Origin of the sequence: Pseudoalteromonas sp. ECSMB14103, assembly GCF_000813065.1 — a bacterium.
GTDB lineage: Bacteria > Pseudomonadota > Gammaproteobacteria > Enterobacterales > Alteromonadaceae > Pseudoalteromonas > Pseudoalteromonas marina.
The window spans coordinates 536231-549082 of record NZ_JWGY01000002.1; the positions used below are offsets into that span (position 1 = coordinate 536231).

The 12852-nt window shown below is 38.8% G+C and carries 10 protein-coding genes; all 10 read right to left on the reverse strand.

Annotated elements, in window-relative coordinates; all coding sequences use genetic code 11:
* Nucleotide 1: 1 nt before the first annotated feature.
* The 10 genes from RF53_RS07520 to RF53_RS07565 all read right to left on the reverse strand — a co-directional run bounded on the left by RF53_RS07520 (nt 2) and on the right by RF53_RS07565 (nt 12851).
* Complete coding sequence (locus RF53_RS07520; RefSeq protein WP_039037145.1) at nt 2-1405, reverse strand: sigma-54-dependent transcriptional regulator; 1404 nt, start codon at nt 1403-1405, stop codon at nt 2-4.
* An 89-nt stretch (nt 1406-1494) separates the two neighbouring features.
* Nucleotides 1495-2955, reverse strand: a complete 1461-nt coding sequence (locus tag RF53_RS07525) for a SpoIIE family protein phosphatase (RefSeq protein WP_039037146.1) — start codon at nt 2953-2955, stop codon at nt 1495-1497.
* Between the two features lie 7 nt (nt 2956-2962).
* Nucleotides 2963-3667 (reverse strand): AAA family ATPase, encoded by a 705-nt coding sequence (locus tag RF53_RS07530; protein WP_008131314.1) that lies wholly within the window; start codon nt 3665-3667, stop codon nt 2963-2965.
* A complete protein-coding gene (locus RF53_RS07535) occupies nt 3664-5745 on the reverse strand; it encodes an SLBB domain-containing protein (protein ID WP_039037147.1) in 2082 nt (693 codons plus the stop codon). Before RF53_RS07535 ends, RF53_RS07530 begins: the two co-directional genes overlap by 4 nt.
* Nucleotides 5746-5748: 3 nt before the next feature.
* Nucleotides 5749-6603, reverse strand: a complete 855-nt coding sequence (locus RF53_RS07540; protein ID WP_008131311.1) for an OmpA family protein — start codon at nt 6601-6603, stop codon at nt 5749-5751.
* A gap of 18 nt (nt 6604-6621) precedes the next feature.
* On the reverse strand, nt 6622-6930 hold the full coding sequence (locus tag RF53_RS07545; RefSeq protein ID WP_006792900.1) for an STAS domain-containing protein: 309 nt from the start codon (nt 6928-6930) through the stop codon (nt 6622-6624).
* A 168-nt stretch (nt 6931-7098) separates the two neighbouring features.
* A complete protein-coding gene (locus RF53_RS07550; RefSeq protein WP_039037148.1) occupies nt 7099-8904 on the reverse strand; it encodes a sugar transferase in 1806 nt (601 codons plus the stop codon).
* A gap of 10 nt (nt 8905-8914) precedes the next feature.
* Nucleotides 8915-9991 carry a glycosyltransferase gene (locus tag RF53_RS07555; RefSeq protein WP_039037149.1) on the reverse strand — a complete coding sequence of 359 codons (1077 nt, stop codon included), beginning with the start codon at nt 9989-9991 and terminating at the stop codon, nt 8915-8917.
* Between the two features lies 1 nt (nt 9992).
* Nucleotides 9993-11486 (reverse strand): GumC family protein, encoded by a 1494-nt coding sequence (locus tag RF53_RS07560; RefSeq protein WP_039037150.1) that lies wholly within the window; start codon nt 11484-11486, stop codon nt 9993-9995.
* A gap of 231 nt (nt 11487-11717) precedes the next feature.
* Entirely contained in the window at nt 11718-12851 is a 1134-nt protein-coding gene (locus tag RF53_RS07565) for a glycosyltransferase (protein WP_039037151.1), read from the reverse strand.
* Between the last annotated feature and the right edge of the window lies 1 nt (nt 12852).

The window sequence follows — 12852 nt, forward strand, 5'->3', positions numbered from 1 at the left end:
GTTACTCGAGCTCTTCCCAGCTTTTAATTTTTCTGTACAGCGTCGAGGGGCTGACATCGAGCAGTGATGCGGCTTTAGGCACATTCGAAACACATATTTTTATAACGTGCTCAATGTATTCTTTTTCTGCAAGCCATAGGGGTTTAACTTCGCTTTGTGATGTTGCCATATCAAAGGCGGGTGTTTCAGTACTTACTGGCTGCTCGCTGATAATTGGCGTGTGTTGCGCCTGCGTTTTTGTACTGACCGGTAATGCGGGGATCATATCGGTATCAATATATTGTTCAGGATGAAGTACCAATACATTACGGATCACATTTTCGAGCTGCCTTACATTGCCTGGCCAACTGTACTGCATAAGCAACTGTTTTACGCCTTCTGAAATACTTTTATAAGGATGATTTTCTTCTAAAGCTAATTTTACAAATAAGGCTTCGGCAATTTCAATAATATCTGTTCCGCGCGCTCTCAGAGGTGGCAGCTCGATAGGAATAACATGGAGTCGGTAATATAAATCTTCTCTAAAACGGCCGTTTTCAACTTCAATAAGCGGGTCTTTATTAGTTGCACAAACAAATCTAACATCAACTTTTACTTCTTTTTCACTACCCACTTGCTGGTAGCTCCCTGTTTGAATAAATCGCAGAAGTTTACTTTGCAAATTAATGTCCATCTCACACAATTCATCTAAAAACAGCGTCCCGCCGTTAGCCTGCCCTGCAGCACCGACTCTATTAGCAATGGCGCCAGTAAACGCCCCTTTTAAATGCCCAAAAATTTCACTTTCAATTAAATCCTTTGGTATTGCTGCACAATTTAAGGCGACAAAGGGCTTATTCGCTCTATTAGACGCTTGATGAACAGCTCGTGCGCACAACTCTTTACCCGTGCCACTTTCACCTGTTATGAAAACAGTGGCCTTACTGGCAGACGCCGAACTTATAATTTGATAAACAGACTGCATTTGCTTTGAGCTGCCAATCAAATCAAAGTACTTTCCGTTTTCGTATTTATTTTTGTATTGTGTAACGGTTTGCTTTAAGTTTTTAATTTTAAGCGCGTTGTTAACCGTTATTCTGAAGCGGTCTGCTTCTATTGGTTTTTCTAAAAAGTCACTCGCGCCTAGTTTTATTGCCTGAATAGCCATTTCTTTTGTTGCATGACCAGTTAATACAACAACTTGAGGCGAGTTATCGGGTTCTAATGTCGCTAAAATATCAAGCCCATTCATATCAGGCAGCATAACATCAAGTACAATTAAATCGGGGTGAACCTTATTAATTATATCCATGGCCGTTTGGCCATCACTTGCCACAAGTGTATTAACACCCGTTGGTAATAAGTAGGATTGGTACATCATTGCTAAAGACTGCGTATCTTCAACGATTAGAACTGTAGGTGGCATAAAGTCGTCTCAGTTGGCAAGTTGCCATAAATTCAAACAGATAGAATATATGCCTTTAATATAGCTATAAAGTGTCAAGTAATGCAAACTCAGTTAATTATAATTAATGAGGCGTCGTCAATTTCTTTAGAAAGGGTAACTTGTGAGTTTTTCCACAAGCAATGTGCAAACTCTTCAGACGTTTTGCAATCTTGAGGAATAATTTTAGTTAGTTCACCTATCTCATCTTTATCGGTGAAACGATTTTCAGTCCAGCCATCGGTGTACAACAAAATATGTTCAACATCGTCAAGCCCTGCTTCGTATAGTGTGTAGTTATGCTCTTTTGACAGGCCCAACAGTGGTCCTGTGCCTGTTAATTGGCGTACTTTGCCATTATTGAGTATTACAACTGGTGGCGGGTGACCGGCATTTAACCAAAATAATTTATTGTCTTCAATAAAACAAATAACAAGCGTGACTAAACTAGACTTACAAAGTTGCTGCTTATACAAAGCGTTATTAAGTGCCGCTAACATATTTTGATAAGGCAAACCGGTGGCCAAAAAACCACTTATAAACCCTTTAATTGCAAAACTTTCTTTAAGCGCTTGCAAACCATGCCCCATCATATCGCCAAGCACAAATGCACTGCATTCATCGTTAATGGGCATAAAAAAGTCACCACCGTTTCCCAAGCTAATAGACCCAAAAAGGTGCGCGCTTTTATCATTTTGTAAATGAATTTTAGACGGTGTAGATTCAAATGTTGTTTGATACGATAAGTAAGCAAAACGGTGTGTTACTCGTTCAATGCTCTGCAGCAATTTATTTTTTTTAACTGGCTTAATTAAATAGTCATCTACACCTAACCGATTAATTTTACTTATTACCTCTTCGCTATCGTCACCTGTTAGCATAACAACCGATAACTGTGACTTTAAATTTGACTGGTTGAGCTTTTCTAAAAGTGGCTCACACGTTCCATTTTTTAGCTTGTGGTCAAGCAGCAATATTCGTGCATCGGCAGTCAAAATTGCTTGCCAGCCGGCTTCAATACTTTCGCAAGGAACAACTTGAAAGTGATCTTTTAAATAGGCGCTCATAAGTGCGAGCTGGGTAACATCATCGTCAACGTATATAACTGTGGGTCGTTTATCTATGTGCTCTAGTGGAAAAGTAAAATAGTTTTTACCTTTATCTGATACGTACTCGGCCTCTTTGAAGTAGTGGCGAATCAGTTCAACTCCCATACCACCTTCAACCAAATTACCTGAGCCTAGCTTCCACTGAGAGTTATTTTTTTCAAATAAATTGTAAGGTGTAAGCTCGTCAATAAATGTGAGTGCATAACCATCGTTATCCGCTTGGCTTATGCGCAAAAAAATATGCTGTTCTGATCCCTCGTTGTGCCTTATCAAATTAGTTAAATATTCAGTTGCAACTAAACCCGCAGCATCTACTTCATCTTTTTTTACGTTAAGTGCTCTTAAAACGTGTTTAAGAACTAATCTGATCTCGCTAAGCGTTGGCCAAAGCAATTCAAAACGTCTTTCAAATAAAATATCCATATTGCCCTCAATGGTGTTCGAACAACCACCTTTGTTTATTAATTTTCGACTTAAGGTTGTTACATAATTTAGGCCATTTGTTTTTATGCTTATTTAAAACACTAATAATACGCTCCCCCAGTGGAGCAAAGTTATGTTGGCTTATTAGTAATTTAATATTGCTATGACCGGCTTGCTTTAGCTCTTTTATACCTTTGCATAATGACTCCTCGTCATTTACACCAAGAGCCACGGCTACAAAGGTTAATTCACTACACAAACTTAATGAATGAAGCGGTACATTGTTTCTGTTTAGTTTTAATGCCGGCGACATATCTATTAAAATATAGTCATACTCTTGTTTTAAGCGAGCAATCGCGTCATTTAACACATGCTTGTTTTTAGCTGGCTCAATGGCTGTTAAATGTTTAATTGTAAGCAAATTTACCTCTTGGTAATTTGTAACACCTAACTGGCACGAAATATCATCAAAGCGCCACGGGCTGCACGTATCGGGTAACTTATCGTCTGAGTTAAATGTATTAATTGGGTTTAAATCAATGATAAGCACCGACTTATTTTGGCTTTGTAAGCGTTTTGCAACGCTCACACATGCGGTAGACGCCCCCTCAGACCCACATAAAGATATAAACGTTACGCACCTCGCATCGTTATCAATCATGGTATTACATATCACTTCTAACTCATGATATTGACTTGGTATTAATTTCATAAGCCCACCACTAGCGCAAGTATGGTAATTACATCGAGGAAATTTTCTTTAAACTGGCTTAATAAATCTTGCCCTTTGTCAGGAACATATAAGGTATCCCCTGCTCTAAGTACTGGAATATTTGCTGAGTTTGGCGATTTAATAAAGGCTTCTAAATCAAACACTCTTGATTGCTCTTTACAACAAGAATGATTAACCACAACTATTTTATCAATGAGTGCAGAGTTTGAAGGGCCGCCGGCCTCAGCTAATACATCTAAAATGCTCATTGTGTCGTCAAAGTTATATCTACCAGGCTTTTGCACCGCCCCCATAATGCGTACTACGCGTTCTTTAGGTGTGCGTAGCCAGTCTTTATTTTTTTCTGGAACAAAAATAGTGTCTCCTGGTAATACATTAGGAAATAATGTTTCGTCACCGGTTTCAAAGTACATCGCTAAATCTAACTTACTCACTTTAGCTCTATTACCGTTTCTGTGAGTTACTCTAATATTACGAATATCTGCAGTCCCTGTTGGGCCATCAGCAGCCGCTAAAATATCGATAAAATGCATGTTTTCGTTGAACGAATAGCGACCAGGTGAACCAACCTGTCCCATAATATAAATAGACTTACTTGACTCTTGGCGTATCCACTGCGACTTATTATCAGCAGGGTCAACGGGGAGTTCCTCTACAATTACAGTGTCTCCGGCCACTAGGTTTGGCAATGGTGTTTCACCGTCTGTAATGGTGTATTTTTCAAGGTCGAAACGCTGGGTTACATCACCGTTTCTAAGTATTTTTATATCGTTGATATTAGCGCCTTTGGTAGGTCCACCAGCGTGTGCTAATAAATCGGTAAAGTCCATTTCATCACTCCACTCATACCTGCCCGGAGAAGTAATAGCACCAATTATTTTAATGGCGCGTTTGGTCGGAATTTTAAGCCAGCTTTTTTCATTGACGTCTGTTTTTTCTGGAACAAAAATAACATCGCCTGGGTTTAAGTCGGGCACTTTTGTGGTTACCATGCCTTCGCTGTAGCCTTGTAAATCAAATAAAATGCTTTCCCCTTCTGGTGTTAATATTTTTATATGGCGGGTTTCAGCAAATCGAGTTGGACCACCCGCATTCGCTAAAATATCCAAAAAGTTGGTACTGTCTGCCGCTTCATAAGCACCTGGTTTTTGAACCTCCCCCATAATATAAACGGTACGAGAAGTTGTGTTTACATCATCAACCATAATAGGCACATAAACTGTCGAACCCGGCTGCAATAACTGCATAGTGCTACCTGATGGTTTATCTAAATACGCTTTTAAATCAAAAATAACCGGCGATTTATCTACAATCACCCTAATTTTAGTAACATCGGCATAACGCGTAACCCCTTCAGCGCGCATAAGCGCATCTAAAATAGTCATTTCTTCTTTGTATGAAAAACTTCCCGGGTTATGTACTTCGCCTAAAATAGTCACTGCATTACCGTCGTTGGCATCTCCAGTTGCACTGAGTGTTTGGGCATCAAAGTCTATTTGCACATTACCCAGTAACGGTGAAACGGGCACAAATACGGTATCTTGGCTTTTAAGCGCAGGTAATAAGCTAATATTGCCCGAATCTAGGTACGCTTTGTAATCAAACTCAATAATTTCTTCGCCACGTCTTATTTGCAATCTATCTAGCTGAGCCCCGGGTCTTAAACCGTCTGCTTTCGAAATCACCATTTGGATATTACCATTTGCAGGAATACTCACTTGCGATGGCGTATTAACGTAGCCCATAACATTAATAAAAATGTCTCTGCTACGTATCTCTACATAAAAGTCATCCATTGCTACAAATAAGCCACCTAACACTGGAGTAAGCTCTAGCTCAACTTGTGAAATAGTTTTGTTAGCTACAACAAATTGCCCAACCTCGGGCAAATTAATTTGCCCTTTGTTGTCAACTTCAAAGGTTTTATCAAAATCGACTTCTCCAGGAATATACAAAAATAATTTATTGCCTACCTGCACCGTATCCTCATCAGCGTTAGAAGCTGAGAAAACATGAAACGAAAAAAGTAATAATGCGATTGTTAATAAATATCTCATAACTTACTCCTGCTTACTTTTAATAATTTTGGTCCAACTCACTAACGATTTAGCTTTATTGTCCTGTAAATTATTGGTGTTGGCGTCAAGTACTATGGCCTCTACACGGCGGTCTGAATGACGCACTGAGTCGGTTTGTGGCTCATCGCTGTAAGGTTTTAAGCTGCCCTGAGTAAGCGTTGTAATACTTTGCACTGGCACACCATAAACCACTAACCAATGCTTAACCGTTTCAGCGCGTTTTAAAGCAAGTTCATAGTTGCTGGCCATTTCTCCCATCGAGTCGGTATGACCGACTAGCAATATAGAAATACTTTCAAGCTCTTTTACTAAATCAGCTGCTTGAGCAAGCCTGACTGCGTATTTAGGTGTGATCTCAAACGCCTTGAACGCAAATTGATTATCACTATTGAGTAAATCGGTAATTTGCTTTTTAACGCTAAATAAAGCAGGTTTATCTTCTTTAACCACCGCACATTGAGTTAACTGCTGTACAGTATCAAAATGCTGCGTTAACTGGTTAAGCCCATGATAATGAATAAGTAAGTCGTGCTCTGCATCTTCCCACATTTGAGCTGCAATAAGTCTGCGAATACGGTTTTCGTATATTTGTGCCTTTAACAATTGTGCTGGCATACAGGCTTTAATGTCTTGAGACTTTAACAGCTCAAGCTTTAGCACTAAGTGCTCAAATTCACTGCGAACCACCTCTTCGGGCTGTGTGTAATTTAAATCTTTTTGCTCATCATCTAACGGGTAGTTTTGGTACTTTTCTGCCCAACCTCCTTGTCCTTCATCAGGCCAAGAAGCACACCCACTTAAAAATAAAGTAATGATAATAAAAATGTGTGCTTTCATATCCCTCTCCTTAAACTGTTAGATTGAATCAATAAATGGAATTGTTTTATCTACTCTTAACAAGTTCATTAACTTGAAAGGCTGACCCGTCACATTAAGTAAAGAAAGTTGATGGTTTTTCTTTTCAATTCGTTTGTATAAAAACACAATTGCGCCTATGCCAGACGAATCTATAAACTCTGTTTTTGAAAAGTCTAAAATAATAAAATTAGTGTCTGTTCCCACCAACCCTTCAAATTCATCTTTAAATCCGTCTACGGTAAAGCCTGAAAAATCAGCAGGAAGCGAAATTACGGTTTGTTCTTGTGAATTGGCTAAATTAGTCATGGTAGTTACCTATTAATGAGTAAAGTTCTCTATTTCTAATACAAGAAACGAACCAACTTTAAGCTACTGATAATTAATAGGTTTTAATGATAGGTATATAGTTGAAAGGGAAGTTAGAGCATAATGCAATTAAGACTGAAACATCCTATTGCATTATGCAATGCATGATTACTGGCCTTTACCAGTAAAAATAACAACAAGGGTTTTAAATAGTATGGTCAATTCCATGTAACACCAGCTACGAGGTGATGACGTACTTAGCATATAGGCATAATCCCAGCCTATTTTGTTTCTTGCATCATCAATGCTTTCATCGTATCCATTCATTACTTGTGCAAGCCCTGAAATGCCGGGTTTTATGCCATAAGTACGTTGTGAAAAATAAGGAATGTCTTTTTCTAGTTTTGAATAAAATACGGGGCGTTCTGGGCGCGGCCCAATCAGTGACATATCCCCTACTAACACATTCCACAGCTGCGGTAATTCATCTAGCCGTGTTTTACGAATAAACCTACCCACTGGCGTTATTCTAGGATCGTCCTTAGATGCCCATACTGCACCGCTTTTTACTTCAGCATCTACAACCATAGATCGAAATTTAAGCACATTAAACAATGCAACAAAGCTGTCACTGCTCTCACCTACTCTTAGCTGATTAAATAACACAGGCCCGCGTGAAGTTAGCTTTATTGTTAGTGCAACCAATAACATAACAGGCGACAACACAATTAAACCTAAAGCGGAGCCAATTATATCAATACCGCGTTTAACACACTTAATGGCACCGTTTTGTTCGCTATTGCCTGTATGCACCCGCTGCCAGTGGCTTTTGTAATCGCCTTTTTCATATTTAATAATGCCCCATAACGCTAAAAAGTAGGCATTAAGAATATAGTTAACTTTATCTACAACAGGTATTTTAGTTGTGATATTAAAAACCTTTTTAGTCAGTTCAATACCATGAAGTAACGCAATAGCCCCACAACCTAACTTTGCCAGCATAACATTTGAAAACAGCGCCATTGAAAAAAGCAAAACATAAATTAAAGCCAGCAACAACGGCATAATACCCCGTAGTACTTTGTGCGAAATAAAGTTAAAACTGACCCAGCCCAACTTAGGGTTAAAAAGCGTTAACAGCACCTTTATTTGCTGCCAATTACCTGCGCCTAACCTTACGCGTCTTGCATAGTCGTGACTTTGTTCATCACACTCTCTTTCAACAATATTAATGTTTTTATCTACAATTGCTTTACCGCCATTTTTTAATGCGTTCATTGATAAAATAAAGTCGTCGTTAATGGCACTTTCATCCAGTAAATCTGTGTACTGTGAACGAATGGCAAACATCGCACCTGGCACACCAATCACCGCCCCTAAAGATGACTCCATACTTTTAACGTTGTTTTGATATTGCCAGTAATGCTTTTGCTCTTGTGTGGCTTGCTCGTCTAAAACATACACCCCGGTAATCACATTAATGTTTTGATCTTTAAAATCAGCATCTATATTGCCAAGTACATCTATACTTAATAGCGCGCTTACATCAGTAAACAATAAAACATCGTACGTTGTTTTAGTTAGCTTAATTAACTCATTAATACCATGCGCTTTACCAAGGTTAACTTTATTAAAATGCAAATGGCATTCAACGTGTTGTGTTGCTAAATGAGCCTGGGCAAGCATTGCCTCTTCGTATGTTTTGTCTGTACAGCCATCAAGGTACACATGAATCGCATACATATCTGTGTTGTAAAGCATGGCGCCCAAATTATGTAACTTTTCTTTAATGTGATCTTGCTCATTGTAGGCACAAATCAAAATACCAAAATGGGTGGTTGCTTTGGTATTCTTTGCACTAATTAATCGCTTACGCTTACCATGACTAAATAACTTTAAAAGTGCTACATAGCCCACGTGGTGGTATATAACTAACGCAATTAACACCGCTAATATTATTAATAAATAAGTCATTATATTTTCCTCACGATGTAATACCGTTGTAAAAGTGGTCGTACTCTGCACTCATTTTTGTAGCACTTGCGATTGAAAATACGTGCTGACGAATACACTCTCCATGTTTTATATAAATGGCTTCAATCAGCGCTTTTTTGAGCCCAACCTCATCGCCAGGCTTTACGAGTACACCTTGCTCGCTGGTTAGTACCTCCTTAATTCCGCCTACATCGGTGGCAACAATGCTTTTTCCGCACGCCATTGATTCCAAAATAGATAGCGGTAACCCTTCACGCTGCGAATACAGACACATCACATTAATTGCTGAATAAAATAGCGGCATATTTTGTACATTACCTAAAAAATGAACGCGATCTTTAATGCCAAGCTTTGTGGCATAATTCACCAATTCAGCATGTAAGCTGCCGCTACCAGCAAATACAAGTTCTGTATAAATGGGCAATGAATTAAGAATTCTTAATAATGCAAAATGCCCTTTACCTGGCTCTAACCGCGCTGAACAGCCAATTAAGTTAATATCTTGCGGTAAGTGCAGTTCTTTACGGGCGTTGGGTTCATCCCCGCAAACAAATTTTTTAAAATCAATACCATTGAGTATTGTTTTATCGGTTTGAATAGCTGTTTTGTTATAAAAATCGTTAGCGACTACCTGTGCATCAGCAACCCAACTAATTTTTGTCAATTTGTTAAGCACTTTAGTAATTAAACGCTGCTTAAAACTTTTTAAATACCAGGCGTCATGAATAGTCGATACATGCTTAACGCGTCTATTGCGTATACATGCCATACTTGCATAAAGCATTGGCCCTATGTGATGGCTGTGTATTACATCAATGTTGAACTTTTTAATAACCTCAGTCAGCTTGCATAGCGTATTCATATCAAATTTTGCAGGTTTATTTAGACAAATTAACCGCCCTTCAAACGACGCTAATTGTGGCCAACCTTCAACAGCCTCGCCCAACGTTCCTTCAAGTGATACAACCACACTTGAGTCTGCAAATTGGCTTTTTTGCATTAGCGTGACGGCCATTTTTTCAAGGCCACCTATTTTAAAGTGCTGAACTAGATGTAAAACATTCATATTATTTCCCCTGTTCAATAGAGTTAATCGCTGAACTAAACACCAAATCTACAGGTGTATTTTTAACAATAGGTAAAATGGTAACTACCTCTAAAGAAGATAGTTTTTCTATGGTTTGAATATCTTTTAAGTGGCTGTCAAATAAGGTCGCTACAAACACAATAGTGCTACTTGTAAACACACCTAAAACAAGACCCACAATAATGGATGCGACTAACGACGTGTTAATTGGCTGCGTTGGACTGTAGGCGCGTTCAATGGTTTTTACTTTATCTGGCCCTTCGTACTTAACCAATTTTCCTGTCACTTTGGCCATTTCATAACGGCTTAACATATCTTTATAAAGCGATTGTTTAACATCGTAGTCTCGCTCAAGCTTTCTTAGCTGTTTTTCAATATCACTGGTTACTAGCAGCCTTTCACCAACCAGTTTTACCTGCTGCTCTAGCATGTCGTATTCTTGCTGATGCTGAGTGACTTCATTTTTAGCTTCTTCTAATTTGAGAATTTGCGAAACCAGAACACTGCTTTCATTGTCTTTACCGCTAGGCAGTGTGTTTGCCATTTGCCATAGCTGTTCAATATTGGTGGGATCTAAGTCTTCTGCGCTGTCTAATAATGACTGCTGGCGGTTACGTATACTTTGAAGCTCTCGTTTTTTTGAAATAACCTTGCTGTGTTTTTCGGTATAACGTGTTTTTAAAAAGCTTAACTCTGACTCCGCAACAATAATTTTTTCTTCAATGCGCCCTAAAATTGGGTTTGCTTGGCCCATTTTAGTAGCCAGTGCTTTTAATTTTGCTTGCGCACCCGACAGTACAATTGTTTTTTGTTGTTGATCGCTCAGTAATTTATCAAACGTTTGACGGTTACTGTGCAGCACAGCCGGCAAGGTATTGCTGTTTGTTGATTTAAAGGCAGCAAGTGCCTCTTCAGATAATTCAAGCTCATCACGAATGCTGTTCAGCTGCTGATAAAAAAACTGCTCAGAGCTATCAAGCGATGCTCGGGTGGGCGCAAGTAAACGTTCTATAAACTTCTCGACTACTTTTTCAAGCACTAGTTTCATTTTACTTTGCTCATGCCATATAAAATTAACCCGTACCAGCTCATCCCCTACCAACGACAAAGACAATGCCTGAGATAACTCTTGGTGAATTTTTTCTATTTGCGCAGGCGTCGCATTTTCTGGCACTAATTGCGTTTCTTTTGCTACTGCAATAAGTACCTTCCTACTTATAACGAGTGTACGAAGTGCTGCCATCCGATTAGATAAATCAAATGAAAAAGATAAATCATCAAGATACGGGTTAAGTAATGCCGACTCCTCGATTAAAATAGTGGCGTGGTTTACATATTTTTTTTGTGCAGTCACTGTGAGCAATATAATGACAAAAGGCACCACTAAAAGTGGGATCACAAATAACTTTGCACGTGTGTATACAGCGTACAAGGTTAAGTAAAGTAATCGTTTTATTTGCTCTCTAACTAACATAATCCCTACCTATCTATTTGCATATTGCTATGCGAAATGTGGCGTTTGTTTGCAAATTAATAATTTAAACTGCAAATATCGCGCTATACATAAGGTGTTGCACAGGGTGCGCCAACTGTTGTGAATTTAATAAAAATAAGCAGTTTATTAGCGGGGATCAGGCTTTTGAGACTCAGCTCTCAAAGGCCTAATTAAATGACATGTTAGAGGGTTTTGGTTTAAAAAATCACGCTACACAGCGTGATTTAAAATAAATAAGTCTTGTTGCACTTTTAGCGCTTTTGACTCCCAACTGTGGTTCTTTGCTAATTGTTGTTGCGATAATTTTAGGGTGCTGCGCTCAATGGTGTTTAAACTAACGGCTTCATCAATTTTATTAATAAATTGATCATGCGTTTTGCCAATAAAAATTTCTGTTTGATATTGTTTTACTGCGGGAAAATCGGTAGCAACAATAGGCTTTCCTGCCGCTAAATATTCTTTAAGCTTTAATGGGTCACACGCTCTAATTTGCTCGTTATTAACAAACGGTAAAACAGACACGTTCCAATGTGTGGAAAAACTCGCTAACCGAGCATGCTCAATTGCAGGAATGTGCGTTACATTTTTAAATTGCAACAACTGCCCAGTAGGCCCCACAATATCGCCAACAAGCACTAACTGATAACTGGGTCGCTGCGCGACTAAAGCAGTGAGTAATGCAATATCTAACCACGCATTGATGCTGCCATAGAAACCAATAATGGGGCCATTTAAGTGGTTTATCTCTGGTGCAATTTCACTTTTAGAGGTGAACAAATCGTAACTAACACCATGGCTTAACATTTTTGTTTTGTGCTTAGGCATTTTGTTCATTAAAAACGCACTGATGACATAAATTAAATCAGCGTTTTGTATCAAGCTATTTTCACAAGGGGCAACAAGTGACGCATCAACGCCGGCCAATGCACTAAAATCGTCACCGCAGTAATAAATTAACCTATCGCGTTTTTGTTTTGTAATTAAATATTCGGCTGTGGGCACGCTTAACCAGTAAGTAACAGGCTCATCATCAATATTTTTAAAGTATTGAGAATACACCCACTTATTGAAACGTTTTACTAATGCGTTGTCATGCCAAGGCAATACGGGGAGCTTATAAACATGCAATGCCTCTGGCGTTTCAATGGTTGCGCTAGTTGAGTCGCTAAACAGTTGTTTTAATTTATTAAATACACGTTTTAAATCATTTATTTCAAGGCTTGGCTTTCGCATACCAATTGAATTAACCCAATGTACATCATGATTTTTAGCCAGTTCAGCAAATAAGTGCTGTGTGCTGCTCGGGTGGCTTGCCCAATCCTCTGCAAAAACAACAAATCTCATA